Origin of the sequence: Kitasatospora griseola, from assembly GCF_044999035.1 — a bacterium.
Lineage (GTDB): Bacteria > Actinomycetota > Actinomycetes > Streptomycetales > Streptomycetaceae > Kitasatospora > Kitasatospora griseola.
Genome location: NZ_CP173360.1, coordinates 7,229,125 through 7,254,882, shown reverse-complemented (window position 1 = coordinate 7,254,882; position 25,758 = coordinate 7,229,125). Strand labels below are relative to the sequence as shown.

General features: G+C 73.8%; 25 protein-coding genes. 6 read left to right on the top strand and 19 right to left on the bottom strand.

The window, feature by feature from the left end; translation table 11 throughout:
- Positions 1-10: 10 nt before the first annotated feature.
- From ACI1MP_RS32675 to ACI1MP_RS32665, 3 genes are all read right to left on the bottom strand, one after another.
- Positions 11-1,036 carry an LLM class flavin-dependent oxidoreductase gene (locus ACI1MP_RS32675; RefSeq protein WP_404870219.1) on the bottom strand — a complete coding sequence of 342 codons (1,026 nt, stop codon included), beginning with the start codon at positions 1,034-1,036 and terminating at the stop codon, positions 11-13.
- A gap of 252 nt (positions 1,037-1,288) precedes the next feature.
- On the bottom strand, positions 1,289-2,722 hold the full coding sequence (locus ACI1MP_RS32670; protein WP_404870218.1) for a dihydrolipoyl dehydrogenase family protein: 1,434 nt from the start codon (positions 2,720-2,722) through the stop codon (positions 1,289-1,291).
- A 143-nt stretch (positions 2,723-2,865) separates the two neighbouring features.
- Positions 2,866-3,453, bottom strand: coding sequence for a hypothetical protein (locus ACI1MP_RS32665; protein ID WP_404870217.1), 588 nt, complete (start codon positions 3,451-3,453; stop codon positions 2,866-2,868).
- A 656-nt stretch (positions 3,454-4,109) separates the two neighbouring features.
- Here ACI1MP_RS32665 and ACI1MP_RS32660 point away from each other — a divergent pair.
- The gene (locus ACI1MP_RS32660; protein WP_404870216.1) at positions 4,110-4,403 is read left to right on the top strand and encodes a hypothetical protein; all 294 of its coding nucleotides are present in this window, start codon (positions 4,110-4,112) and stop codon (positions 4,401-4,403) included.
- Positions 4,404-4,445: 42 nt separating this feature from the next.
- Here the strand turns inward: ACI1MP_RS32660 and ACI1MP_RS32655 are convergent, their stop codons facing one another.
- Positions 4,446-4,826: a hypothetical protein gene (locus ACI1MP_RS32655; protein ID WP_404870215.1), complete on the bottom strand. Its 381-nt coding sequence runs from the start codon at positions 4,824-4,826 to the stop codon at positions 4,446-4,448.
- 41 nt (positions 4,827-4,867) lie between these two features.
- Between ACI1MP_RS32655 and ACI1MP_RS32650 the strand changes: the two genes are divergently transcribed.
- Entirely contained in the window at positions 4,868-5,047 is a 180-nt protein-coding gene (locus tag ACI1MP_RS32650) for a hypothetical protein (RefSeq protein WP_404870214.1), read from the top strand.
- On the opposite strand, the gene ACI1MP_RS32645 is transcribed toward ACI1MP_RS32650, so the two are convergent.
- From ACI1MP_RS32645 to ACI1MP_RS32590, 12 genes are all read right to left on the bottom strand, one after another.
- Positions 5,038-5,469, bottom strand: a complete 432-nt coding sequence (locus ACI1MP_RS32645; protein WP_380333449.1) for an SsgA family sporulation/cell division regulator — start codon at positions 5,467-5,469, stop codon at positions 5,038-5,040. The two genes, ACI1MP_RS32650 and ACI1MP_RS32645, sit on opposite strands and share 10 nt — an antisense overlap.
- A gap of 256 nt (positions 5,470-5,725) precedes the next feature.
- Positions 5,726-6,277, bottom strand: coding sequence for a YceI family protein (locus ACI1MP_RS32640; RefSeq protein ID WP_380333450.1), 552 nt, complete (start codon positions 6,275-6,277; stop codon positions 5,726-5,728).
- A 208-nt stretch (positions 6,278-6,485) separates the two neighbouring features.
- Entirely contained in the window at positions 6,486-7,385 is a 900-nt protein-coding gene (locus tag ACI1MP_RS32635; protein ID WP_404870213.1) for a phosphate ABC transporter ATP-binding protein, read from the bottom strand.
- A 52-nt stretch (positions 7,386-7,437) separates the two neighbouring features.
- Positions 7,438-8,337 carry a sortase domain-bontaining protein gene (locus ACI1MP_RS32630; RefSeq protein ID WP_380333452.1) on the bottom strand — a complete coding sequence of 300 codons (900 nt, stop codon included), beginning with the start codon at positions 8,335-8,337 and terminating at the stop codon, positions 7,438-7,440.
- 88 nt (positions 8,338-8,425) lie between these two features.
- Positions 8,426-10,096: a substrate-binding domain-containing protein gene (locus ACI1MP_RS32625; protein ID WP_404870212.1), complete on the bottom strand. Its 1,671-nt coding sequence runs from the start codon at positions 10,094-10,096 to the stop codon at positions 8,426-8,428.
- A 41-nt stretch (positions 10,097-10,137) separates the two neighbouring features.
- Positions 10,138-11,412, bottom strand: coding sequence for a phosphate ABC transporter permease PstA (gene pstA, locus ACI1MP_RS32620; RefSeq protein ID WP_404870211.1), 1,275 nt, complete (start codon positions 11,410-11,412; stop codon positions 10,138-10,140).
- A gap of 13 nt (positions 11,413-11,425) precedes the next feature.
- Positions 11,426-12,436: a phosphate ABC transporter permease subunit PstC gene (pstC, locus tag ACI1MP_RS32615; RefSeq protein WP_083462051.1), complete on the bottom strand. Its 1,011-nt coding sequence runs from the start codon at positions 12,434-12,436 to the stop codon at positions 11,426-11,428.
- A gap of 101 nt (positions 12,437-12,537) precedes the next feature.
- Positions 12,538-15,066, bottom strand: coding sequence for a hypothetical protein (locus ACI1MP_RS32610; protein ID WP_404870210.1), 2,529 nt, complete (start codon positions 15,064-15,066; stop codon positions 12,538-12,540).
- A 257-nt stretch (positions 15,067-15,323) separates the two neighbouring features.
- A complete protein-coding gene (locus ACI1MP_RS32605; RefSeq protein ID WP_363479979.1) occupies positions 15,324-15,908 on the bottom strand; it encodes a hypothetical protein in 585 nt (194 codons plus the stop codon).
- 307 nt (positions 15,909-16,215) lie between these two features.
- Entirely contained in the window at positions 16,216-17,238 is a 1,023-nt protein-coding gene (locus ACI1MP_RS32600; protein ID WP_404870209.1) for a substrate-binding domain-containing protein, read from the bottom strand.
- Between the two features lie 369 nt (positions 17,239-17,607).
- Positions 17,608-18,006: a hypothetical protein gene (locus tag ACI1MP_RS32595; RefSeq protein ID WP_404870208.1), complete on the bottom strand. Its 399-nt coding sequence runs from the start codon at positions 18,004-18,006 to the stop codon at positions 17,608-17,610.
- Positions 18,003-18,359, bottom strand: coding sequence for a DUF1508 domain-containing protein (locus ACI1MP_RS32590; protein ID WP_380333459.1), 357 nt, complete (start codon positions 18,357-18,359; stop codon positions 18,003-18,005). The genes ACI1MP_RS32595 and ACI1MP_RS32590 overlap by 4 nt, the downstream gene beginning before the upstream one ends.
- Positions 18,360-18,624: 265 nt before the next feature.
- On the opposite strand from ACI1MP_RS32590, the gene ACI1MP_RS32585 reads away from it, so the two are divergent.
- Together ACI1MP_RS32585 and ACI1MP_RS32580 are read left to right on the top strand one after the other, a co-directional pair.
- Entirely contained in the window at positions 18,625-18,864 is a 240-nt protein-coding gene (locus ACI1MP_RS32585) for a hypothetical protein (RefSeq protein WP_404870207.1), read from the top strand.
- Between the two features lie 101 nt (positions 18,865-18,965).
- The gene (locus ACI1MP_RS32580; protein ID WP_404870206.1) at positions 18,966-19,922 is read left to right on the top strand and encodes an SGNH/GDSL hydrolase family protein; all 957 of its coding nucleotides are present in this window, start codon (positions 18,966-18,968) and stop codon (positions 19,920-19,922) included.
- Positions 19,923-20,130: 208 nt separating this feature from the next.
- Here the strand turns inward: ACI1MP_RS32580 and ACI1MP_RS32575 are convergent, their stop codons facing one another.
- The gene (locus ACI1MP_RS32575) at positions 20,131-20,703 is read right to left on the bottom strand and encodes a hypothetical protein (protein ID WP_404870205.1); all 573 of its coding nucleotides are present in this window, start codon (positions 20,701-20,703) and stop codon (positions 20,131-20,133) included.
- A gap of 261 nt (positions 20,704-20,964) precedes the next feature.
- On the opposite strand from ACI1MP_RS32575, the gene ACI1MP_RS32570 reads away from it, so the two are divergent.
- Positions 20,965-22,011 (top strand): sensor histidine kinase, encoded by a 1,047-nt coding sequence (locus ACI1MP_RS32570; protein WP_404870204.1) that lies wholly within the window; start codon positions 20,965-20,967, stop codon positions 22,009-22,011.
- Complete coding sequence (locus tag ACI1MP_RS32565; protein WP_043908059.1) at positions 22,008-22,658, top strand: response regulator transcription factor; 651 nt, start codon at positions 22,008-22,010, stop codon at positions 22,656-22,658. Before ACI1MP_RS32570 ends, ACI1MP_RS32565 begins: the two co-directional genes overlap by 4 nt.
- Positions 22,659-22,667: 9 nt before the next feature.
- Here ACI1MP_RS32565 and ACI1MP_RS32560 read toward each other — a convergent pair whose 3' ends face one another.
- A complete protein-coding gene (locus ACI1MP_RS32560; RefSeq protein ID WP_404870203.1) occupies positions 22,668-23,309 on the bottom strand; it encodes a hypothetical protein in 642 nt (213 codons plus the stop codon).
- 4 nt (positions 23,310-23,313) lie between these two features.
- Positions 23,314-25,719: a glycoside hydrolase family 3 N-terminal domain-containing protein gene (locus ACI1MP_RS32555; protein WP_404870202.1), complete on the bottom strand. Its 2,406-nt coding sequence runs from the start codon at positions 25,717-25,719 to the stop codon at positions 23,314-23,316.
- Positions 25,720-25,758 lie beyond the last annotated feature (39 nt).

Genomic DNA, 25,758 nt, shown 5'->3' with positions numbered 1-25,758 from the left:
GCTCCTGCCGTCAGTCGACGGCGGGCTTCCAGCCGAGCAGCGGGCCGAGGCGGGTGGCCAGGTCGGTGAGGATCTGCGTGTAGTCCTCGGGTTCGAAGGTGAACGGCAGCGCGACCGCCACCTCGTCCACTTCGCGGAACGCCTCGTGCGCGTACAGCAGTTCGGCGAGCTGCTCGGCGTTGCCGACCAGGTCGGGGGCGAACAGCAGCCGGGCGGGGCCGTGCGGGACGAGCGTCCGGGCGTGCCGGGAGGCCGCGTACTCCCGGTACTTGGCGCGCTGGGCGGGGGTGGCGCTGTCGGTCGGGATCACCACCAGGCCCTGTGAGACCCGGGCCCGTTCGCCGTCGGGGTGGGCGGCCCGGAAGGCCTGGACCTGGCCGAGTTGGATGCTCGCGAACCTCTCGCCGTCCTGCTCGGCCTTGACCACGTTGCTGGTGAGCAGGCGCAGGCCCTGCTGCCCGGCCCAGCGGGCGGAGCGCAGGCTGCCGCCGCCGTACCAGACCCGCCCGGCCAGTCCGGGGACGTGCGGCTGGACGCGCTCGGAGTACGACTCGATGCCCTCGACGCCGCGGAAGGCGCTTGCCGTGTCGCCGCGCAGCAGGCCGAGCAGGCGCTCGACCCGGCCGTAGCCGAAGTCCTCGCGGTCGGCGGTGTCGGGGTACAGCGCGTCCTTGACGTCCTCGTAGTGCGCGGGGACGCCCACGCTGACACCGGGGTTGAGCCGACCGCCGGACAGCACGTCGACGGTCGCCAGGTCCTCGGCGTAGCGCAGCGGGTTCTCCCAGCCGAGCGGGGTGACGGCGGTGCCGAGGGCGATCCGCCGGGTGCGCTGGGTGGCGGCGGCGAGCACGGTGAGCGGCGAGGAGATGCCGTACTGGAGGTGCCGGTGGCGCAACCAGGCGCTGTCGAAGCCGAGTTGCTCGCCGAGTTCGATCAGGCGCAGCGTCGCTTCGTGGCCTTCGGCGGGGCGGCGCTCGTCGAACAGTCCGATGGTCAGAAAGCCCAGCGAACGCAGTGGCCGGTCGGGGGTGGGCACCGGGTTCCTCCTTGCACGGCGGCGACCCCGTGCGGCCGCCCGTCCCGCTTCCGTCACGCTCACACACCGGGGGCGGCGCGATCAACGGGGCGGCGGGTGATTGTGACGCGGTGCAATCCCGCCGCAATGGTGCGAAATCCGGCCGTCCCACCCGACGGGGTCGCCGGGGCGCAGTCGACGCCCCGGCGGAGGCCGCCGCCGAGCAGGCTCCGGCCCGCCGGGTCGTGCCGCGCCTGGGCTTCCGGCGTTCCGTCAACCCCGGTAGGTCTCCAACAGCCGCAGCCACACCTCGCTGATCGTCGGGAAGGCGGGGACGGCGTGCCAGAGCCGGGAGAGCGGGACTTCGCCGGCGATGGCGACGGTGGCGGAGTGCAGCAGCTCGGCGACGCCGGGGCCGACGAAGGTGACGCCCACCAGGGTCTCCCGGTCGAGGTCGACGACGGCACGGGCGCGGCCCCGGTAGCCGTCGGCGTACAGCGAGGCGCCGGCCACGTTGCCGAGTTCGTAGTCCACGGCGCGGACCCGCAGGCCCGCGTCCTCGGCCTGGCGCCGGGTCAGTCCGACGGCGGCGACCTCGGGGTCGGAGAAGACCACCTGCGGGACGGCGGTGCGGTCGGCGGTGGCGACGCTGCGGCCCCACGGCGCGAGGTCGAGCGGGCGGCCGACGGCGCGGTCGGCGATCACCTGGCCGAAGATCCGGCCCTGGTACTTGCCCTGGTGGGTGAGCAGCGCACGGTGGTTGACGTCGCCGGCCGCGTACAGCCAGCCGCCGGCGACGCCGGTGGCCACGCCGCTGTCGTCGGTGGCGATCCAGTCGCCGGGCGTGAGGCCGACGCTGTCCAGCCCGAGGTCGGCGGTGTTCGGGACGCGTCCGGTGGCGAACAGCGCCTCGTCGGCGGGCAGCCGGGTGCCGTCGGACAGGTCGAGCGTGAGCGTGCCGTCCTCGGCGCGGTGCACGGCGGTGACGGAGACGCCGAGTCGGACGTCGACCCCGGCCTCGCGCAGCCCGTCCGCGACCAGCTGCCCGGCGAAGTCCTCCGTCCGGTCGAGCAGCCGCCCGCCGCGCACCAGCAGCGTGACCTCACTGCCCAACGCCCGCCAGGCGGTGGCCATTTCGACTGCGACGACACCGCCGCCGACCACTGCGAGCCGCCCGGGCACACTGCTCGCCGAGGTGGCCTCCCGGCTCGTCCACACCTTGGCCTCGGCCAACCCGGGGAGCTTCGGCAGCGCGGCCCGCGTCCCGGTGCAGACGGCGACGGCGTGCCGCGCGGTGAGCGTGCGCGAGCCGCCGTCCGAGGTCTCGACGGTGACGCGCCGTTCGCCGTCGAGCCGCCCGTGCCCGCGCACCAGCTCGACGCCCACGGACTCCAGCCAGGCCACCTGCCCGTCGTCCTGCCAGTTCGAGGCGAACCCGTCCCGCCGCTTCAGCACCGCCCCCGCGTCGAGCTCCCCGCCGACGGCCTCCCGCACTCCGGGCAGCCGCCGCGCATCGGCCAGCGCCGCCGCCGGCCGCAGCAGCGCCTTGCTGGGCATGCACGCCCAGTACGAGCACTCGCCGCCCACCAGTTCCTGCTCGACGACCGCGACCGTCAGCCCGCCGGCCCGCGCCCGATCCGCCAGATTCTCCCCGGTCGGCCCTGCCCCGAGCACCACCAGGTCATAGCTGTCGCCGTCCGCACCCATCAGCAACCGCCCTCCCGCATCCGTCGTCCGTGTCACTTGGCCCGGGCCGCACACTGCCGTCCCGTCACGCCCATTCGTACACCACGGGCCACAGCCTGCACACGCGCCTCACGGGAGGCCGACCCGACGCACCGCGGGGCCCGCTATCGCCGCGTCGCCACCGGCTCGCCCGGCCGACCGCTGACGGGGTCCACGGTGAAGACCACGACCTCCTTCTCCGACGTCACCGTGACCTGGTTCGGCCCGGACCACTCGGCGCCCCGGAAGTAGCCGCGCCCGTCCCCCTCCCCCCACAGCCCCAGGTCACAGTGCCGGGCGGACCAGCCGCTGCCCGTCAGCACCTGGATGCGGTAGACCGGATCGAGCGTGACGAGCTCGGTCACGGCCAGCACGTGCCCCGGCTGCTCCGGGCCGGGCTTGCGGTCCATGTCCCGCCACTCCACGCCGAAAACGGACCACACGAACAGGAGCGGCACCGCGGCGAACCCGATAACCACCAGCGAGATCAGGCACCCGGTCCGCGACCACCAGCCCCGGACCCCCACCATCGTCGAAGCCACGACCAGCCCGACCGCGGCCCCGATCAACTGCACCGGATTGTTGAACCAGCGCTCCACCTCCACCAGCCCACCCGAGCGCGCGGCCTGACTCCCCACCAGATACGCCGCAATCGGCACCACCGCCAGGCCCCTCAACCCCCACGCGATCCAGCTGCGCCGCACCGCTGTCATCCGGTCCCCCCTTGATGATCGGTTTCGCGGACAGTACTACGAAGCCCGGGCGTCAGGTCCGGCCGATACGACTTTGCGGCCTGCGGCGGACGCCGGTGCGGTCCGGGGACGAAAGCCCGCGCTCAGTCATCGGCCTCCGCAGCACGTGAACGACCGATCGCCCGGTGATCCGGCAGTCCCGAATGGACCGAACGACTCTGCGGCGGTTCCGTTCGCACCCGTCGCAGTGTTCACGAACCACCGTCAACCGCCCTCTCGGCCAGACACTCCGGGGTTCCGGAACAACGCCCGCACCAGCTCCTCCGGCGCCCGGTCGACCACCGCCTCCGCCCGCGTTCGCTCCTTCGAGCCGACCGGTGGCGCAGGGCCCAGCGCAGTACGGCACAGCCTCGGCGGTCTGCAGGACATCCCCCGCGTCAGCGGCCTCGTCGCGCATCGCGCGCCACACTTCCAGGGCTGCCCGCACGTCCGCAACGGACCTGGCGAGCTCGACGTCCCGGGGGGCGGGCGCTCAGCCGCAGTCGTCCGTCCCGGGTTTTCCCCCGATCCACCTGCGCAGGCGTCAACTCGACTATTTCCCAACGGAAATCGGTCACTCCGACGCGATTCCCCGCATCCGGCACAACGCCGTCCTCGACTCGTCCGAAAGAGACTCCATGGCCAACCAGCCCTCCCTCCCGCCACTCGACAGCCACAGCGCCGAGGGCGGCCGTTTCGGTCACCTGAACGGCTGGCAGCTCGCCCTCACCCTCCTCCCGCTCGGTCTGCTCTTCCTCGGCGGTGCGATCGGCGGAGCCATCGGCGCGCTCGGTGCGTTCGGCAACGCCGCCGTCGCCAGGACCAAGCTGTCCGCCCCGGTCAAGGCACTGGCCATGGTCGGCGTCGTCCTCGCCGGCGGTGTCGTCTTCCTCGTGGTGGCCGTGCTGAGAGCCGTCGCAGTCGGCAAGTGACGACCGCCGAGGCCCTTCGACGGTCATCCGCCGCTCCCCGCCTCAGAGTTCCGGTGCGGTCGTGGGCGATCCGGAGTCGGTGGCGGCCGGGTCGGGGAGAGGGATGGTCACCGTCCAGCGCTGTCCATCGAGGTCGATACGGACGTCCAGGTCGGGGTCGTCGGCCAGCTCCCGGAGCAGGGCTTCGTGCAGTTCCTCGCTCTGCTTGCGGGTGGTGCTCCAGGCTCGGCTGTAGTGCACCAGGCGCTTGGCCTCCGACCGGGGGACGAGCTCCAGGTGGACCACCGCGAAGATGCAGTCCCCCTGGTGGAAGCCGATCTCCTTGAACCATTCCAGGAGTGCCTCGACGTCGGTTCCCGCGGCCAGTCGGCACCGGGCCTCGGCCAACAGGTCCTGGTAGTCGGGGCGTTGCACGGCGATCACGGTCAGCGGCCTCCTGGGCGGGACTTCGGCAGGTCGACATCATGGGTGAGTGGCTGGACGTCGGCGCGGTGGGCGTCGAAGCGCCGCGGGCGGCGATCGGCCGGGTCGGCTCGGACCCGGTGGTGCGCGGCAGCCTGGCGGGAATGCGTCGAGCCGTGCTGCGCGGGGGTGGAGCCGCGCGGGGCGCCGACCTGGTCGGGCAGCGCCTGCGTCACGGGTGATCGGTCGTCAGGGGCGGGTGCGGGCCCGGGAAGAGGGTGGACGGGTCGGTGGGGGCGGGCTGGTGGGCGGGCTCGGCGCCCGGGGGGACGAGGGTGTGGGTGGCGGTGAGGAATTCCGCGAGGAGGGCGGTGGGGGCGAGGACGGTGGCCCGGGTGCCGTCGGCGCCGCGGAAGGCCAGGCGGAGGCGGCCGTTGGGCCAGGGGCGGATCCGGACGGCGCCGTTGCCGGCGGGGCCGGTCAGGCCGGCGGCGAGGAGGTCGCGGGCGATCAGCCAGGTCACGCCGCCGTCGGGGGCGCCGTCGGGGAAGGTGAGCCGGACGGCGTACGGGTCGCCCGGGTGGTAGCCGAGGACCATGGCGCGCCGTCCCCCGGTCGGGCCGAACACGTGGACGGGCAGGTGGCGTTCGACGCACGTGCGCATCAGGCGGGTCTCCTGGTTCCGATGTCCGCAACCGCCTTCCCCGGGTGGGGTGTTGCATGCGTCCGAAGCCCGGACGGGCGGGCCCACATGGTACGGCCAGGGCGGGACGACCGAACGTCCGGGCGGCGCCTCGCGCCGGGAGGCCCGTGACGGAGCCGCGCCGGGTGCGGGCGAAGGCCCTCGAACCGCGTGCGCGCGGCCCGCCCGGACACCCGGTCGGACCGCGAAGTCGCGCCGCTGAAGACCTGGCGGTCAGTCAGGCCTGCTTGATGGCGGAGACGTCGAACTCCAGCACCACCTTGTCGCCGACCAGCACGCCGCCGCCCTCCAACGCGGCGTTCCAGGTGACGCCGTAGTCCTTGCGGCTGATGGTCACCGAGCCCTCCAGGCCGACCCGCAGGTTGCCGTACGGGTCGACCGCGTTGCCGGTGTACTCGAAGTCGATGGTGACGGAGCGGGTGGTGTCCTTGATGGTGAGGTCACCGGTGACCCGGTAGTCGCTGTCGGAGCGCTTCTCGACGGCGGTGGCGCGGAAGGTGATGTCGGGGAAGTTCGGGGCGTCCAGGAAGTCGTTGGTGCGCAGGTGCTGGTCGCGCTGCTCGACGCCGGTGTCGATGCTCGCGGCCTTGATCACCACCTCGCCCGTGGAGCGCGACGGGTCGGCGCCGTCCAGGTGCGCGGTGCCCTCGAACTGGTGGAAGGCGCCGCGGACCTTGGTGACCATGGCGTGGCGGGCGACGAAGCCGATCCGGGTGTGCGTGGGGTCGAGGACGTAGTCCCCGGTGAGCTCGGTCAGGCTGGCGGACATGGTCGGCGCTCTCCTCGTGACGTGACGGCATGACGACGTGACGGCGAAACGGCATGACGACGTGGCGAGGTGGCTCCGGCGGGTGCACCGGAGGCCGCTCGCCCCGCTCGCACCCGTCCACGCTAGGCGCTTCCCGCGGTCCGACCCGGATGTGACACACCGTCACCCGGGCCGGACCCGCAGCCGCACTCCCCCGGAGCCGCGACGCTCAGCCGAAGCGGCCGTTGACGTAGTCCGCGGTGCGCGGGTCGGCCGGATCGGTGAACAGGCGCTCGGTGGGACCCGCCTCGACGATCCGGCCGGGGGTGTCGTGGGAGGCGAGGAAGAACGCGCAGGACTGCGAAACCCGCTGCGCCTGCTGCATGTTGTGGGTGACGATGACGATGGTCAGGCGGTGGCGCAGTTCGGCGATGGTCTCCTCGATGCGGCGGGTGGAGGTCGGGTCGAGCGCCGAGCAGGGTTCGTCCATCAGCAGGATGTCCGGGGAGACCGCCAGCGAGCGGGCGATGCACAGGCGCTGCTGCTGGCCGCCGGAGAGTGCGCCGCCCGGGGTTCCGAGGCGGTTGCTGACTTCGTTCCACAGGCCGGCCTGACGCAGGCTGGACTCCACCAGGTGGTCGCGCTCGTCGCGGCTCGCCTTGATGCCGGCCAGCTTCAGCCCGCTGATCACGTTGTCGTACAGCGACATCGCGGGGAACGGGTTGGGCCGCTGGAACACCATGCCGATCCGCCGCCGGACCTCGGCGGGGCGTCGGCCGGTCGCGTACACGTCCTCGCCGTCGAGCAGCACCTCGCCGGCCAGCGCCGCGCCGCGCACCATCTCGTGCATCCGGTTGAGGATCCGCAGGTAGGTGGACTTGCCACAGCCGGACGGACCGATCAGCGCGGTGATCTCGCCGGCCCGCATCTGCAGCGAGACGCGCTCCAGCACCTTGCGCTGCCCGAACCAGGCGGTCAGGTCGCGGGTCTCCAGGCCGGACAGCGGCCCCGACGGCCCGTCGGCGGGCACCACCGGCAGCGGAACGGTCGGCGGATCGACCGGCGGCGAGCCGACCGGGCCCTTGTCGAACGCGGCGGCGGGGTACGGGGGTTGTGCGGTGTCGGTCATCGTCGGGCGGGTCCTCTCCGGCGAGCGGGAAGTGCGGAAGGAGCAGAGCGGGTCAGTAGACGTTGGGCAGCAGGGCGGCGGCGTTCTCGTACACCGCCCAGAGCAGCGCGGCGACCACCGGCGCGAAGCACAGGTAGCTCGCGCCGCGACGCCAGTGGCGTGCCGCGACGCCGGCGCCGACGACGGCCAACAGCAGGGCCAGGGACCAGAGTTGCAGTGCGGACAGGGCGCCCTTGTCGGCGGCCAGCGCCTTGTCGGTGGGCGCGGCGGCGGGGCGGCGGGCGCCGAGCGGCTGCGGGTCGCCGTCGAGCCGGGCGCCGATCAGCACGGTGCTGGTGGGGATCCAGTCGGAGTCTCCGGTGACCAGCACCAGCCGGTTGGGCGCGGTGTCGGTGATCGGGTGGTCGCCGTCGCCGGAGGTGTTGACGGTGTAGTGGAAGCTGCCCTGGCCGGTGGTGATGTCGATGCCGTCGCCGTCCCGCAGTCCGGCGAGGCCGGCGAACGGTGCGCCGAACGCGGTGGAGCGGCCGAACAGCACGGCCACGCCCGGCTGTCCGGGCAGCACGGTGTCGCGGCGGTGGCCGGGGCCGCGCATCAGGTCGCGGCCGCCGGTGCCTTCGACCACCACCGCCCGGTGGAGGCCGAGCGCGGGAATGTCCAGCACGGCGAGCGGCGCGCCGTCGGTGGTCGGGCCGGTCGGCGCGGTGGCCTTGCCGAGCTGGTCGCGCAGGGTGGCGTACGCGGTGGACTGGTGGCGCGCCTCCTGCAGCCCGGAGAGGGCGAACAGGTAACCGACGAAGCCGAGCAGCAGCACGGCGGCGAGCGTCACCGACCAGGCGACGGCGGCCAGTCGGCGCCGGGCGGGACCGCCCGCCGGTGCGGGGGCAACCTCGGGGGCGGTGGCGGCCCCGGCCGGGGCCGAGGTGGGCCGCTCCAGGGCGGTCGCGGTCATCCGGTCTCCTCGGGTGCGCTGCCGGCTGTGCCTGCCGGCGGTCGAACTCGTGCTGTCCATAGGCAGGTCGAGCTGTGCCGGCGGTCGCTCATCGGGGCCCCGCCGGGGCGTTGCGGCGGCGCCACCAGGCGGCCAGCAGCGGCGGGACGGTGACCACGCCGAGCAGTTCGAGCGCGGTGAGGGTGGACAGCAGCCAGTCCTGCGGGCGGCCGCCGAGCGCGACCACCGTGCCGGGCGCGTTGCCGCCCGCACCGCCGCCGGTGCCGGAGTCGGCGACGAGTTCACCGGTCTGCGGGTCGACCGCCTGCGGTCCGGCGTCACCGGTCGTCCCGGCCCCGCCCGTCCCGCCGCCGTTGCCGGTGCCGCCGCTGCCCGAACCGCCCTTGTTGCCTGCGGAGTTGCCGCCGTTGCCGGCCTTCACGGCCTGGCCGTTCTGAACGGTGCAGTCCAGCGGGCTGCCCTTCTTGTCGCACGGGCTGGGCTGCGGCGCGTTCTTCAGCACGGTCAGCACACCGGACGAGTCGAACGTCGGGTTGGGGCAGTTGTTGAGGCTGTTCGGGTCGACGGGGCTGGCGTTGCCGGGGATGTGCTGGGTCTGCATCAGTCCGCCGCGCACCAGGTTGCGCGGGATCGGCGAGTAGCCGAGGTCGTCGGCCTCGGCCTGGCCGGCGCACAGCACGTAGGCGAGGTAGCGGCTGAGCGCGCTGCCCTTGTCGTTGGTGAACTTCGGCGTCACCGGGAGGTCGGAGCCGGCCCGCGGCACGATCAGGTAGCTGTAGGACGAGATCGGGTAGGAGCGCGGGTCGTTGTTGGTGTAGACGCCGTTGAGGTTCTGCTGCAGGTAGTCCGGGTCGTTGGCGGAGGTGTTGTCGTCCACGCCGCGGATCTTCGCGGCGGTCAGCGCGACCGCGACGTTCGAGGCGCTCGGCAGGGTGTAGTAGCCGGCCGGGTTGAGCACCTTGACGACGGGCCAGCCGCTGCGCTTGGCGAACGCGTACTCGTCGTAGCCGATCGCCCCGATGCCGGTCGGCGACTGGATGTAGCCCGCCACCACGTCGGAGCCGTTCTGCGCGGTCATCCGGCCCGCGGCGGGGTAGAACTCGGTGTAGTCGCCGCAGCTGACGCCGTTGACCTGGGTGCAGTAGGCGTCCCATTCGCTCTTGTGGGTGTGCTCCATCCAGCGGGTGAACTGGGCGCTGGCGCCGGAGCCGTCGGAGCGCACCACCGGCGTGATCGGGATCTTCGGCAGTGCCCGCCCGTAGTCGGCGGTGATCTTCGGGTCGTCCCAGGAAGTGATCTTGTTGGTGAAGATGCCGACGATGGTGTCCGGGGACAGCCGCAGGTCGGTGACCTTCTTGCCGCCGACCTCCAGGTGGTACATCAGCGCGGTGCCGCCGGCGGTGATCGGCACGTACGAGTAGCCGTACACCGGGTTCTCCGCCTGGCCCTGCCCGGTGTTGGCCCGGCCGCCGCCGACGCCGCTGTCGGCCTTCGAGCGGAACGGCACGTCGGAGGCGGTGAAGTCGTCCTGGCCGATCGACCACTGGACGCGGCCGGCGGCCGAGCCGATCGGGCTGAAGTCGATCTCGATGCCCATCGGTTGGACGTCGTGCCGCCACTGGTCGATGGCCGGCCCGGCCCAGCTGGAGCCGTCGGCCTTGAGCGAGGTGGAGGCCTGCGCGGGTGTCGCGCCGAGCAGCACGGCGGGCAGGGCGAGCGCGACGGCGAGCAGCGCCGACGTCAGGTGACGGAGTCGCACGGGACCGGTCTTCCTTCTCGTACCGAGGAATTGACGATTCATCAGCTCGCCGCCCGAACCGTGGAGTTGGCCACGAGGGCGGCAGTCGGCGCAGCGGCCGCGGTGCGGGCCCGGCGCAGCGGGCGGCGGGTGCGCCGGTCGCCGGGGGTGCGGTGGCGGCCGAGGACCCGGGCGGTGACGAACAGGATCAGCACCACGGCCATCAGGGTGAGTCCGCCGGCGAACGCCCGGGCCACCATGTCGGGGTAGGGCTGCTTGACGTAGTTCCAGATGAACAGCGGCAGGCTGGCCTGGTTGCCGTGGAAGGCGTCCAGGTTGAGCCGGGCGGTGAATCCGGCGGTGAGCAGCACCGGGGAGGTCTCGCCGACGCCGCGGGCCATGCCGAGCACCACGGCGGTGGTCAGGCCGGGCCGGGCGGTGGGCAGCACGACGTGCCACACGGTGCGCCACTGGCTGGCGCCGAGCGCGTAGGACGCCTCTTTGAGGGTGCCGGGGACGAGCCGGACCACGACCTCGGCGGCGCGGGTGACGATCGGCATCATCATCACGGTGAGCGCGAGGGAGGCCGCGAAGCCGCTCTTCTCGACGCCGAGGGTGAGGATGACCACGCCGAGGACGAACAGTCCGGCGACGATCGACGGCAGCGCGGTCATCGCCTCGACCAGGACCCGGACGGGCTTGACCAGGCGGGCGCCGCGCCGGGTGTTTCCGGCCTCGACCAGGAAGACGGCGGTGAGGATGCCCAGCGGCACCGAGAACAGGGTGGCCATGCCGAGTTGTTCGAGCGAGCCGACCACGGCGTGCAGGCAGCCGCCGGAGGTGATCGGGGAGAGCGCGGCGGTGCTGCGCATGGATTCGGTGAAGAAGTTCAGGTGCCGGGCGGCGTCCAGGCCGCGGACCAGCACGTAGCCGATCTGGTCGGCGATGACGCCGAGCACCAGCAGGCCGGAGCTCCAGGCGAGCGCGGTCGCCAGGCGCTCGCGGACCGTCAGGGCGTCCCACTGGAGGCGGCCGGCGATCGTGTAGAGGACGAGGAACAGCAGGTACCAGCAGAGCAGGAAGCCGAACGCGCCGCTGAACGGCAGGATGCGTTCGTACAGCAGCCAGTCGAGGGCGAGCGAGCCCGCGCCGGCGCCGGCCAGGGTGAGGACCTCCTCGCGGGTGACGCCGCCGAGCCGGATCCGCTGCTGTTCGGGAGCGGGCGGTGCGTCGGCGGTCGGCGGGGCGTCGGCGCTCGGCGGGGCGTCGGCGCTCGGCGGGGCGTCGGCGCTCGGCGGGGCGTCGGGGACGCTGCGGGTGGTGACGGGTGCGGACATCGGTGGCCTCCGGTCAGTCCGAGGTGGTGGCGCCGGACCGGGACCGGCTGATGATGAACCCGGCGGCCACGTTGACCAGCAGGGTGAGGGCGAAGAGCACCAGCCCGGCGGCCATCAGCGCGGACAGCGAGAGGCTGTCGGACTCGCTGAAGCGCAGCGCGATCAGTGAGGAGATCGAGTTGCCGCCGTTCTCCAGCACGTGCCAGGAGACCCGGAACACCGGCGAGATGATCAGCGCGACGGCGATGGTCTCGCCCATCGCCCGGCCGAAGCCGAGCATCACGGCGCCGATAACGCCGCCGCGTCCGAACGGCAGCACCACGGTGCGGACCATGCCCCAACGGGTGGAGCCGAGCGCGTACGCGCCTTCGCGTTCGCCTGCGGGGGCCTGCGAGAACACCTCGCGGCTGAGCGACGCGATGATCGGAATGATCATCAGGGAGACCACGGTGCCGGCGATGAACGTGGACGAGGTGTAGGAGGTGGCGATGTCGCCGGTGCGCACCTCCAGGAACGGCAGCGCGCCGCCGAGGTGGACGGCCAGCCAGCGGCAGAGGCCGACGATCCGCGGCTGCAGGAAGAACAGGCCCCACAGGCCGTAGACGATGCTGGGGATGGCCGCCATCAGGTCGACCAGCGAGATCAGCGTCGGCCGCAGCCGGACCGGCGCGTACTCGGAGATGAACAGGGCGGCGGTGAGCGCGACCGGCACCGCGATGCACAGCGCGATGACGGCGATCAGGATGCCGTCGGGCAGCACCGCGGCGATGCCGAAGGAGTGTGCGGCGGTGCGCCAGCGCTGCTCGGTGAGGAACGACCAGCCGACGGCGTCCAGCGCCTCGGTGCCGCGCAGCAGCAGGAAGAACGCGATCAGGCCCATCAGGGCGAACACGGACAGGCCGGCGGCGCGCAGCAGCCCGCGGAAGGCCCGGTCGGCGGGCGAGGCGGGGGCGCTGATCGGGCGGGGACGGTCGGCTTCGGGCGGTGGAACGCGGTACTCCGTCGGCTGGACGGCGGCGGTCATGGTGTCAACTCTCCGCGCGGTGAGGGTTCGTGGGGTGGGACGGCGGGGGTGGCCCCCGGTGGGCCGGGCGGGCGCGCGGGGCGCCCGCCCGGCGGGACGGATCAGCCGTTGCGGCCGAACAGGCGGGCGCGGATCCGGCCGGTCCCGCGGCGCAGTGCGGCGCCGGCGGAGGTGCCGCCCAGCAGCAGCGCGGCGGGTCCGCCGACCAGCAGCACGGCGCCGGTGGCGAGCACCACGGGCAGCATCAGCCGGGCCAGGCCGGCCCGGTCGGCGGCGGCCTGGCCGGCGGCCGCGGCGCCGAGCCGGGGCGACGCCCCGGCACTGGCCCTGGCGCCGGTGCTGGGGCCGGTGGCGCCCGGGACGCCGGCCCCGGCGGGTGTGTCGGCGCTGGTGTAGGAGCCGTTGTCGGTACCGGAGTTGGTGCCTGCGCCGGTTCCGGTGCCGCTGCCCTGGCCCTCGCCGCCGGCTGCGGGTCCGTTCCCGTTGCCGGGTGCGGTCTGGTTGCCGGGCAGTGCGCCGTCCTGGGCGGCGACGTGGCCGGCCGCGGCCTTCGCGGCGGCGATCTGACTGCTCGTCAGGCCTGCGAATCCGACGGCGAGTTGGCCGGGCTGACGGCCGTAGATCTGGCCCTGCGCGGGGTCGGTGGCGGTGCGCACGAAGCGGGCGATGGCGGCCGCCTTGTCCGCGGAGACGCCCTGGGTGGGCAGCATGGCGTACTGGACCATGGTCAGCGGGTACGCCCTGCTGTCCTTGGCGTACGCCGATTCGGCGTCACCGTACGGAAGTTGCTGGGTGCCGGTGACGGCGTCGAGCGGCATGTCGGCGGCCGCGGCCTGCATGGAGCCGATCGTCGGGGTGGTGAAGGCGCCTGCGGGGTTGGGGAGTTCGGCCTCGGGCAGGCTCATCGCCTGGGCCTGGCCGGCGTCCATGACGGCGAACAGGGCCCGCTGGCCGTTGTCCTGGCTGCGGCACTTGGCGTGCTGGCCCTGGATTTCGTCGGGGCTCAGGCAGGACGGCCGGACCTCCAGGGCCATCCGCAGCACCTGGCCGAGGCCGCCGAGCACCGGGTTCCACTCGTACTGCTTCCAGTTCTTCGGACCGCTGAAGTCCTGGGGCTGGAACGCGTCGGCCGGGAAGCCGGGGTAGCTGGAGCGCAGGTACTTGGTGTCCAGGTGCATGCCCCACGGGTCGGCGGCGCCCTGCAGGAACTGGGCGGCGTCGGGGTCGGCGGCGATCCAGGTGGTCAGCCGGGTGACCAGGTCGGTGGTGCCGCCGACCACGATCGGGGCGGTGGCGGCGAAACTGCCGCCGGCCAGGCAGCCGGGCCAGTTCGGGCCGTTGTCGCCGGTGGGGTTGAGCTTCAGGAACTCGGGGTCGGCGAACAGGCAGATCGGGTTGCCCTTGACGCTGTCGGTGTCGTCGCCGGCGTCGAGCCGGTAGCTCTGGGTCAGCATCTTGGCCAGCAGCCGCTGGTTGAGCCGCAGGGTGCGGATCTGTCGGCGGCTGACGCCGTCGTCGACCAGGTAGACCACCGAGATCGCGCTGGTCGCCAGCGGCGCGTACACGTACGGGCGGGTCGGCGGGTTGCGGTCGGGGATCGCGGTCAGCGCGATGTCGCCGCCGGAGCGGCGCAGGAAGGACCCGCGGGCCTGCGGCTCGCCGCCGCCGGAGGTGTACTGCACGGTCAGCGGGCTGCCGTCCTGGCACAGGCCGGTCCGCCACTGCTGGACGGCGCGGTCGGCCATCTCCAGGCCGATCGCGGAGAAGTCGGAGTTCCGGGCGGTGCAGGCCGCCGGGGTGGGGCCGAAGCTCAGCGGCACCACGACGTGGTTCTTCCAGGCGCAGGCCTCACCGCTCGCGTAGCGCTTGCCGCCGGTGTTCTCCACCGCCACCACGTTGTCGCTGGCGGTGTTGAACAGGCCGTCGGAGTCGGGCGAGTGGTCGTCGCAGTTGATCTCGCCGGCCGGGAACTGGTAGGCGCCGACCGAGTCGCCGCCGTAGTTCGCCTCGATGACCAGCGAGCACTTGTGCGTGGGGTCGCAGCCCAGGGTCTGGCTCTGCTGCGCTGTCCACACCTCGATGTCCGCCTCCCCGGTGCCGTCCGGGCGGGTCGCGGCGATCACCATGTTGGACGGGAACTCGGGCGTGGTGGTGCCGGGCTTCGGGAAGTCCTGCAGGAAGCCCTTGGCCGGGTCCGCGCCGTACAGGCTGGAGCCGTAGCAGTCGGTGATCTGCGGCTGCTCGCCCTTGCACTGGTAGATCCGCACCGGGTAGCGGGCGACCTTGTCGAAGCCCGAGCTCCCGTGCGGGTTGAGCACCACCGGGACGGACTGGAAGTCGGCGTCCACGGTCGGCGTGAAACCGCTCCACGTCACGTGCAGCACCTGGTTGCCGAGGCCGCTGGTCGGCGTCACGGTGACGGAGCCGGCCGGGCCGCTGGTCCAGGTGAACGGGTCCCAGCGGGCGGGGCCGGGCACCGTCGTGCCGGCGGCGGCCTGCGCCTGCTGGACACCGGTCCCGCCGAGCGGCAGCAGCACCGCGGCGGCGCCCAGCGTCCACGTCAGGACGGCCGCCAGCCAGGCCTGCAGCGGTCGTGATCCGATTCTCGGCCCTGACGGGCGGACTCTCATGGGCACAGCACCTCCGGCGACGGGCGCGCCGGAGCAGGCACGCACGGGTGACAGGGAGCGGAGCGGCGGCGTTCGGCGGCTCCGACGATATTCGGCCAGTGACGTCTGACCGGATGCTGTCCACCAGATGTACGAGGCCCCAATTAGTGCTCGAATCAAGGGATCTGACGTGTCATCAGGTCCGAAGACGCGCGCACCGCCCGACCGTGCGGGTCGGGCGGTGCGGGTGTGGCGCGTGGTGCGCCCGGTGCGAAGGGTCAGGAGGCCGGGGTGTAGGTCACCGTGAAGGTGCCGACGCTCTGGCCCGCGGTGAAGAAGGAGGTACGCAGCTTGCTGTCCAGGAACTGCGCGCCGGCCGGGTCGAGGGCCAGCGAGGCGGCGGACAGGTTCTGGGTGGTGCCGGTCCGGGTGACCACGGTCTCGCCCGCCGGGGTGAACAGCGCGACGGGGGCGGTGGAGCCGTCCGGCACGCCGACGACCTGGTAGGTGTCGGAGGAGAACGCCAGCTGGCGGAAGGCCACCGCGCTGCCGGTGCGCGCGTCCACGAACAGCAGGCCGCCGCCGAACTGGATGCTCCCCCAGAACTCGGCCAGGCTGCCGGAGCCGTTGGTGACGGGGAAGCTCGCCGACAGGCCGCTGGCGGGGTCGTACCCGGCGGTGGCGGTGGGCAGCGGCACGGCCACGATGCCGGCCTGGGCGGCCTGCTGGAAGAACGCGTTGCTCTCGTGGATCACCGCGTTGCCGGCGGCCGGCGCGGCCGAGGCGCTGGTCGCGGAGGCGGCGGTGACGGCGAGCGCGAGGCCGGCGGCAGCGGCGGCGACACGGGCGAACGTGCGGGACATCGTGGCTCCTTCAAGCTGAGTGCTGAGTGCGGGAGTGCAGGGTTCTCGTCGTGCGGGGTTCTCGTCGTGCGGGGTTCTCGTCGTACGGGGTTCTCGTCGTGCAGGTGTGGCGTGGTGCAGGTGTGGCGTGGTGCGGGCGGGCATCTGGTGCGGCGTGCTGGTGGTGCGGGCGCCTCGCGGTGCGAGGTGCGTCGTGCACGGCGGGTGTGCCGCTACGGGCCGCCGCCCGTCCCCGGTGCTGCGGGACGGGCGGCGGTGTGGTGCGGAAACGGCGTGTGGCGCGGGGTGGAGCGGTGGTGCCGGGGCGTCAGTGGATGATCGCGCCGCAGCCGGTGCCCGGCAGGTTCAGGAAGCCGTAGCTGGCGATGTCGGCGCGGCCGGTGGTGCCGCAGATCCAGCCGGTGGGGCTGAAGATGGCGCGCAGCGCAGTGCCCTGGGTGGTGTTGGCGGTGTAGTCGCCGTCCCGGACCACGTTGAACAGGACTCGGCCGTAGCTGCCGCCGGCGAACGCCGGGTTCAGGGTGTTGGTCGCGGTCAGCGGCGAGACGTTGTTGATGTTGCGCAGGGTCAGGACGCCGGGGGCGTCGCTGCCGCTGGCGTGCCCGTTCAGCTGGCCCACGTAGTGGCCGACGGAGTACGGGAAGACGCTGCCCAGGTTGGCGAACACCGGGTCGGTGCCCTCGTTCTCCTCGGGGGTGCTGGTGACGCAGGCGCCCGGGGTGATGTTGCCGATCGCCTGGAGGAAGAACGAGCGGGTGCCGGAACCGGTCTGCGGCAGGTACGGCTTGATGGCGCCGGCGGTGCCGCCGAGCTGCGACCAGTCGGTCTTGACGCAGGTGTAGATGTCCACCAGGTTCGCGGTGGTCAGGTTGTTCGGCGCGTAGCCGCCGGTCGGGGCGGACCAGGTGACCGCGTCCTTGGCGAAGGCGATGAAGTCGAAGGTCGACGGGTCGGTGGCCTGGGCGGCGCGGGAGGAGCGGGCGAAGTCCAGGGTGGTGTTGGTGGTGGTGTTCAGCGCGCCGATGCCGGCGCCCGAGCCGTTCGGGCGGGGGATCGAGGAGCCGCCGGTCTTCGGGGTGATGGTGCTGGGGGTGCCGGTGGCGTCCCAGCTGTACAGGCGCGGCGTGGTGGTGTCGGTCGCCGGCAGGGTCGCGTTGTAGTCGGTGGAGAACTTGCTGAACAGCGCCTGCGTGGTGTCCGAGCCCACGCCCACGATGTCCTTGGCGGCGGGGGTCACGGCGGGGTCCGCCATGGCGGGAACGGCGGCGACGGTGGTCAGGGCGGCGGTGATCGCAACGGCCGCGAGCGCCTTGGCAGCGGTGTGACGCATGGTCCTCTTCCTCCGAGGGGGATCGTGCCTCGCTTGACCGGTCCTGGCGGGGTCCGGTACCGGGCAGCTCCGCGGCTTCCCGGCGGAGTGATCCTCGCCGCCGTCGACTGCCGTCCGGAAGCCTCTCCCGGTTCGCCCGCACCGTCCTCCGGTGGCGTCACCGCGTCCGAACTCCGCTGGTCAGAAGGTTGGTTGACGGTCCTTCACGCCTCCTCCCCGACCTGGACACGTTCTTCTCCAGGTGTGCTCACGGGGGCACCTCGGCCATCTCCGCTTCACCCCCGCACCACCGACACCTCCGCTTCGCCGGCGCCGACCGGACGTGCCCGAACCCCGGGGCGGCGCGGGAAGGGCTCCCGCGCCGCCGACTCACCAGGGGCTTCCGGCCGTTCGCCGCATTCGTTGGACGTGCTCGACGCCCTGCAGGAAGCCGGTCACGCTCTGCCAGCACTGGTCGCGCCGCAGATAGCCGCGGGCGCTGCGGGCCACCGCCTCGCCGCCGCCCGATCCCGCCCGGGTGCTCCGGGCCGGCAGGTACGCGATCCAGGCCCACTGCCGGTCCTCGCGCTGGCTCAGCACGAACCGCAGGGCCGCCCGCTCCGCCAGCAACTCGGCCACGCCCGCCGCGAGTTCCTGCTCCGAGCGGTAGCCGCGGACGGCGGCGGCCAGCCGCCGCCCGTTCGCGGCCACCAACGACCACCCGGCCCGCCCGTCCGCGCCGCGCACCGGCACCAGTCGCGGGCCGCGGCCCGTCTCGGCCGCGCTCACGGCGCACCGCCCGGCAGCGGAGCGGCCTCCGCCATCCGGGCCAGCAGCGCCATGAACCGCCGGAACGCGTTCTGGCAGGTCGCGTAACGCTCGTACGCCCGGCTGGACTTGACCAGCGGATTGCCTCGCGCACCGGGCACCACCCAGGTCCAGCCCGGCCCGCCCCGCACATGCGTGATCCGGGCGGTTAACGCCGGCCCCAGGGCGACCAGTTCGGCGAACGCCCGCTCCGCGTCCCCGGCGGAGTCGTAGACGGAGGCGGACACCGCCACCACCCGCCCGTTCATCGCCTTCAGCTGCCACTGGAACCGTCCGTTCGCCGCCCGCTCCGTGAACAGACCCTCCCCGCGCACCGCCCGCTACCCCCCGGGTCTCCGCCGGCCCGAGGCCCGTCCTGGGCCGCAGCACCGCATGGCCCGTCCGGCCGTATCCCTCACGAACCGGACGCACATCGTCACGCTGCGAACGCTATGTGTGCACAGATGACCACCGGAAGTGGAATGCCTCCTGAGCTGCCTCTGTTCGCCCCGAAGTTCTCCCTTGTTAATGCGCCGCCGACGGTCGGTGCGCCCCGACCCGGCGACCCGCCGCGCCGGCGGCCGTGACATGCTCGGACGCGTGACAGAACTCCCCGACGACGACCGGTCGTTCACCGCCGCGCGCAGGCCCGCGCGGTTCGCCGCGTGCGAGGAGGACGGCGTCCCCGGCGTGGAGCACGCGGCGGGCGCGCGCGGGACGCTGTGCGGCATCCCGAACGCACGCATCACCGTTTACCGCCGCCTGTTCCTGCCCCGCCGCCTGCCGACCCTGCGCGGCCGACGGTCCTGCGGGCGCTGCCGCGACATCGTCCGCCGCTGACGACCGTTCACTCGTCTGCGCCCTCAAGTCCGCGGCGCACCAGGACGATTCCCTCCGGGGGGCGACCATCACGGCCTCCGTCTGTTCACCGAGGAGAGACCGTGCCACGTACCCTGTCCCGCCTGGCCGTTGCCGCCGGCACTGTGGCCCTCGCCGCCGGCCTCGCCGTCCCCTCCACGGCCGACGCGGAAGGCCGGTCCGACGCCCTCCGGTGGGTCGCCCTCGGCGACTCGTACACCTCCGGGCTGATCCCGGCGACCGGGGAGGTCTTCGAGAACCCGCCGGACGGCTGCGCCCGCACTGTGCAGTCGTACCCGGAGATCGTCCGCCGGGAGCTCCGCACCCTGGTCGCCCTGCGCAACGTCAGCTGCGGGTCCGCGACCGTCGCCGACGTCGCCCGGACACAGCAGACCCCGCCCGGCCGGCCGGCGCCGCCCGGCAGCACCGACCCGGACGGCCCGTTCCCGCCCGTTCCGCCGCAGATCGACGCCGTCGGCCCGAGCACGAACCTGCTGACCGTCGGGATCGGCGGCAACACCCTGGGCTTCGCCGAGATCCTCAAGAGGTGCACGGAGCTCGGCGACGGCAGCGACAACACCGGCACGCCCTGCAAGGACGAGTTCGCGGCGAGCCTGCCCGGCCGGTTGGAGAACCTGCGCCGGCAGTACGACCAGATGCTCACCGCACTGCACTCCAAGGCGCCGCTCGCCAAGGTGATCACCGTCGGATATCCGCACATCGTCCCCGAGAACGCCGGCAGTTGCCGGTTCGGCGACATCCAGCAGTTCCACACCATCACCACCGGCGACCTCGACTGGTCCCGCAGCGCCGCCCTGGAACCGCTCAACGCGGTCATCCGGCAGGTGACCGCCGCCCACGGCGACACCTTCGTCGACCTGTACGCCGCCAGCGCCGGCCACAGCGTCTGCGACTCCGACCGCTGGGTGGACGGCGTGCTCAGCAGCGTCTCCCCGCTGAGGCTCGCCTACGTGCACCCCAACGCCAAGGGCCAGGCCAACGCGGCGCGGCTGGTCGAGGACGCCGTCCTCGGCGGCTGAGCGTCGACCGCGGACGGGCGCGCTCCTACTGCGCCGCGCTCCAACTCCCCAGGAACGGCGGCGTCCGGTCCGGCGGCGCACGCCGTCCGCCCGTCCCCGTACGCGATCCGGGACAGCAGCGCGGGAATGCCGCGCGCCGGTGCGCCCGTCGCGTCGCGGAGGTCTCCCCAACGGACCACCGCGACACCCTTCAACGGTCGCCCCGCACTCAGCTCCTGACGCTCTCGCCGACCGCCTCCATGAGGCGACACCGCGCCGTCCGGCGTCCGGCCCGGGCGCGGCGGGCGTGGTCCAGCGCCACCGCCGCCAGCAGCGGGCCCCAGGCCACCAGCGGCAGGTAGCAGAGCGTCATCACCATGCCCGCGAGGCCGTGCGGCGAGTCCGGGTCGCTCATGTTCCGCTGCCACGGGCCGAGCGCCGCCGACCAGGTCACCGCCGTCACCGCCAGCGCTCCCAGGCCGGCCGGAGCCAGCACCGTCCACGCGGGGAACGTCCGTCCGCCGAGCGACGGGACCCAGCGCGGCACCCGGCGCCCCCACGGTCGGACCAGACCCAGCGTCAGGAACGCCAGCCCTTCCGCCACCGCGCTCAGCACCACCACGTACACCGTGCCCCAGCCGGGCATCCACCGGCCGAACATCCGCTCCAACTCGCCGTGGAAGCCCACCGGCAGACCGAAGCCCAGGGCCACTCGCCACAGGCCCGACGGCACCACCGACCACGCCGCCGCCTGCGCCGCCCGCACGGCCCACCGCGGCGCCGCTTCCGTGTTCCCCACCATCTCAGGCCCTCTTCTCGACTCCCGCCGGTCCGACCGCCGGCCACACCGAGGACTCTGCCGCCCGGCCCCACCCCGTCGGCAGATGTCGAACGGCCACTCGACTGTCGCTCCAATGTGCCGATCGGCACACCCGCCACGCCCCACCCGCCCCTAGGGTGATCACATGAACGGGGACACGGGGGTAGCCGCGCGCACGCGGGAGCGCCCCAGCACGAATCCATCCGGTCCGGGTGCTGCGCCCACGCCTGCCGGGGCCGCCTCATGAGCGGCGAACCCGCCTGGGACGCGGCGGGGTTGATCGTCCCTGCCGCCGTCGCCGGGTGGACGCTGTACCGGCCCCGGCAGGCCTGGCCCGCGGCCGAGCTCTCGCTCGCGCTGAGCTGCGCCGCCGGGTGGGCCGGTCCGTACCGGGGCGGGGCGCCCGTGGTGGGGCTGGCCGGGGTGGTCGAACTCGCCGCGCTGGTGGGCCTGGTGGTGCCGGCGGTGCGTCACGGCCGGTACCGGTCGGCGCTCTGGACGGCGCTCGCGGTCCTGGGCTGGCCGATGCGCTTCGTCGGCTTCGATCCGCTGCTGCCGGTGTTCGGCGCGCTCGCGCTGGCCGCCGCCGGCACGGCCGGCCGGTACCTGCACGCCCTGGACCGGCAGCGCGAGCAGGCCGTGGCCGCTGCCCGGCACGCCCAGCGGCTCGAACTCGCCCACGACCTGCACGACTTCGTCGCCCACGACGTCAGCGGCATGGTCGCCCAGGCGCAGGCCGGGGCGCTGCTGGTCCAGCAGTCGCCCGAGCGGGCGGCTGCGCTGTTCGCCCGGATCGAGCAGGCCGGGCAGCAGGCCCTCGCTTCACTGGACCGCACCGTCGACCTGCTGCGCGCCCCCGACCAGCAGGACGGCGGCGGTCGCGCGGCGCTCGGCGGCCTGGACGAACTCCCGGACCTGGCCGCCCGGTTCACCGCCACCGGCGGCCCGCGGGTCCAACTCGCGCTCGACCCGGGCCCGGTGGGACGCGAGAGCGCCGCCACCGTGCACCGGATCGCCGTCGAGGCGCTCACCAACGTCCGCCGGCACGCCCCGACCGCCCGTACCGTCCGGATCGAACTCGCCCGCACCGCCGACCGGTTGGAGCTGGTCGTGCACAACGACGGCTCGGCGGCCGCCCGGCGTTCACGGCCCCGCGGCGGTCACGGCCTGGCCGGCCTGGCCGCCCGGGTCGAGGCCCTCGGCGGCACCTTCCGGGCCGGGCCCGTCCCGGACGGCTGGCAGCTCACCGCCACCTTCCCCACCCCGACCCCTCTCCCGGAGACCCCGTGACCACCCGGATCCTGCTCGCCGACGACCACGAGGACATCCGCACCGCGTACCGGATCATCCTCGACGCCCAGCCGGACATGCAGGTCGTCGCCGACGCCCCCGACGGCCTCACCGCGCTCCGGCTCGCCCGCCGCATCCGGCCGGACGTCGTCCTCGCGGACATCCGCATGCCGCACCTCGACGGCCTGGACCTCACCCGCCAGCTGGCCGGCCCGGACGTCGCCGACCCGCTGCGGGTGGTCGTCGTCACCACCTTCGACCTCGACGAGTACGTCCACACGGCGCTCGCCAACGGTGCCGCTGGGTTCCTGCTGAAACGTTCCAGCCCCGCACTGCTCACCGAGGCGATCCGCGCCGCGATGGCCGGCGACACCCTGATCAGCCCGCAGTTGACGCTCCGTCTGCTGCGGCACTACGCCCCGCCGGAGCCGTCCCAGCAGGCCCCGCGCGAGGCGCTCAGTCCGCGCGAGCGGCAGATCGCCACCCTGGTCGCGGACGGGGCCACCAACGCCGAGATCGCGGCCGAGCTGTTCCTCTCCCCCGGCACGGTCAAGAACCACCTGGCCCACATCCAGCGCAAGCTGGGCACCCGCAACCGCGTCGGCATCGCCACCTGGTCGCTGACCCACCGTCAGCGGCTGCCGTAGCCGGCGGCGTCAGACGAACAGCTTCTGGCCGGCCGGGGTGAGCGTCCAGTCGCCGAGCAGGCTCTCGCCGATCCGCACCGCGTACAGCTCGCCGTGCGCCCCGAGGTGGAACACCGCGATCCGGGCCTCCCGGTCCTCGCCGGTGTAGGCGAGGGTCTTCGGGGCGTCCGGCGCCGGGTCCCCGTACACCACCGAGGGCTCGCCGAACTCGGCCAGCACGTCCGCCAGTCGGCGCCGGTCCTCGGACCAGTCCAGGACCCGGTCGAGCAGCTGCCCGAGTTCCTCCTCGCCCAGTGCGCGGTCCAGCCGCAGCCAGCCCCGCCGGTGGGCGTCCTCGCCGTACTGGGAGGCGACCAGCGCCGCGTCGGCGTCCCCGAAGCTGCCGCGCAGCAGCGTGCTGACCGTGCGGGAGGCGGTGTCCGGGATCCAGGCGGTGCCGAGCCCGCTGTCCGGGTCGGCGGCGGCCAGGGTGTTCAGCAGCTCGACCACGGCCGCGGTGCCGCCGAGGAGTTCGGGGTGCCGGACGGCCGCGTTGAGCGAGTCCAGCAGCTCGGCCCGCCGGGCGTCGGTGAGCGGCGGCCGGGCGCTTCCGCGCGTGGTCGGGGCGGCGGTCGACCCGTCGGCGTCGGCGGCGTGGGTGAGTGCACTCATGGGGTCAAGTGTGCCGGTTGGGCGGTCGTTCGACGGCCACCGGGCAGCTCATCCGCCGCCGGTGGTCCAGTTCCCGCTCCGGGCCGGTGAGTTCGAGCCTGACGGTGTGGCGGACGTCGGCGCTGGAGGCGGCCAGCCGCAGCTGGATCTCGCCCGGTTCCACGGTCCGGCGCCCGTCGGGGCCGGTGCAGGAGGCGAGGTCGGCGTGGAACCGGAACCGCACCCGGCGGGTCTCGCCGGGCCCGAGCGGCACCCGCGCGTAGCCGATCAGCCGGGCGTCGGGCCGGGTGGTGCGGGCGACCGGGTCGTGCAGGTAGAGCTGGACGGTCTCGATGCCGGCCCGCCCGCCGCTGTTGCGGACGGTGAGCTGCACGTCCGTGCCCGCGTCGGTGGCGAGTCGGGGCAGCGGGTCGGGCCCGGGCGTCCACTCGAAGCGGGTGTAGGACAGGCCGTGGCCGAACGGGTGCAGCGGCGTGGGGTCGAGGCTGCTGACGCCGTTGGCCAGGCCCAGTGGGGGCTGCAGGTACGTCCAGGGCTGGCCGCCGGGCGCGCGCGGGATGCTGACGGGCAGTCGGCCGGACGGGTCGACGTCGCCGGTGAGGACGGCGGCCAGCGCCGGTCCGCCCTCCTCCCCGGGGAAGAACGCCTGTACGGCGGCGGCGCAGCGTCCGTGCCAACGGCCGAGCGCGTACGGGCGGCCGGTGAGCAGCACCAGCACCACGGGGGTGCCGGTGGCGAGCAGCGCGTCGAGCAGGTCGCCCTGGACGCCGGGGAGTCGGAGGTCGGGGGCGTCGCAGCCCTCGCCCGAGGTGCCGCGTCCGAACAGTCCGGCCCGGTCGCCGAGGACGGCCAGGCAGAGTTCGGCTCCGGCGGCGGCCCGGACGGCGTCCGCGAAGCCCGCGGTGTCGGTGCCGTCGACCGGGCAGCCGGGCGCGAACTCCAGTGCGGCGCCGGGCAGTCGGTCGCGCAGGGCGTCGAGGACGGTGGGGATGTCGAGGCCGAGCGCAATGTCGGGGTGGTGGGCGCCGACGTGGCTGGGGAAGGAGTAGCAGCCGAGCATCGCGAGCGGGTCGTGGGCGCGCGGTCCGACGACGGCGATCCGGTGGGTGCCGGGGGCGATCGGCAGGGCGCCGGCCGGGTTGGCGAGCAGGACGACGGACTGTTCGGCGATCCGGCGGGCGAGCGCCCGGTTGCCGGGCGGGTCGAGGTCGATGCCGCCGCGGACGTCCTCGGGCGCGGTGTCGGCGCCGCAGCCGGCGGGCAGGGCGGGCGGCAGCGGGCTCCAGTCGGGGTCGAGCAGGCCGAGTCGGCACTTCTGCAGCAGGACGCGGTGCAGTGCCCGGTCGACCAGCCGTTCGGGGATCCGCCCGTCGCGGACGGCTTCGACCAGGGTGTCGCCGTAGGCGCGTACGGTGGGCAGTTCGACGTCCACACCGGCGGTGAGGGCGAGCCGGGCGGAGTCGGCACGGTCGGCGGCGACCCGGTGCAGGGTCTCCAGGAAGCCGACGGCGAAGTAGTCGGCGACCACGGTGCCGGTGAACTGCCAGGTGTCGCGGAGCAGTTCGGTGAGCAGGGCGGGGTCGGCGGCGACCGGCAGGCCGTCGATCTCGGTGTAGGAGTGCATGACGGAGTCGGCGCCGCCTTCATGCAGGGCCATTTCGAACGGGGGCAGCAGGACGTCGCCGAGTTCGCGGGCCCCGACCCGGACGGGGGCGAGGTTGCGGGCGCCGGCGGAGGCGGAGTAGCCGACGAAGTGCTTGAGGGTGGCGACGAGGCCGGCGGAGCGCAGTCCGCGGACGTAGGCGGTGCCGATGGTGGAAACCAGGTAGGGGTCTTCGCCGATGGTCTCCTCGACGCGTCCCCAGCGCAGGTCGCGGGCCACGTCGAGGACGGGGGCGAGGCCCTGGTGGATGCCGACGGAGCGCAGGTCGCGGCCGATCCGGTGGGCCATCTCGGCGATCAGCTCCGGGTCGAAGGTGGCGCCCCAGGCGAGCGGCACGGGGTAGGCGGTGGCGCCCCAGGCGGTGAAGCCGGCCAGGCACTCCTCGTGGGCGACGGCGGGGATGCCGAACCGTCCGGCGGCGGTGAGCTGCTGCTGGGCGCGGGCCAGTGCGAGGGCGCCGACGGCGGGGTCGACGGGGGCGGTGCCGAACGGGCGGGTGAGCTGGCCGAGACCGTGCGTGGAAAGCGCTTTCAGGTCGACCGGGTCGCACATCTCGTTCTGGTGCGGAGCGACGCCGTCGCCGCCCGTGTCGGCGCCGACCCACACGCCGTACAGCTGGGCGGTCTTCTCCTCCAGGGTCATCCGGGCCATCAGGTCCGCGACCCGGACGTGCGGGTCCTGCGCGGGGTCGCGCCAGGGTCCGGCCGGGCGCGGATCGTCGGCGGCCGGTGCGGGGTGGGTCGTCATCGGACGGCTGGGTCCTTCCGCTGCGGGGTGGTGGACGGT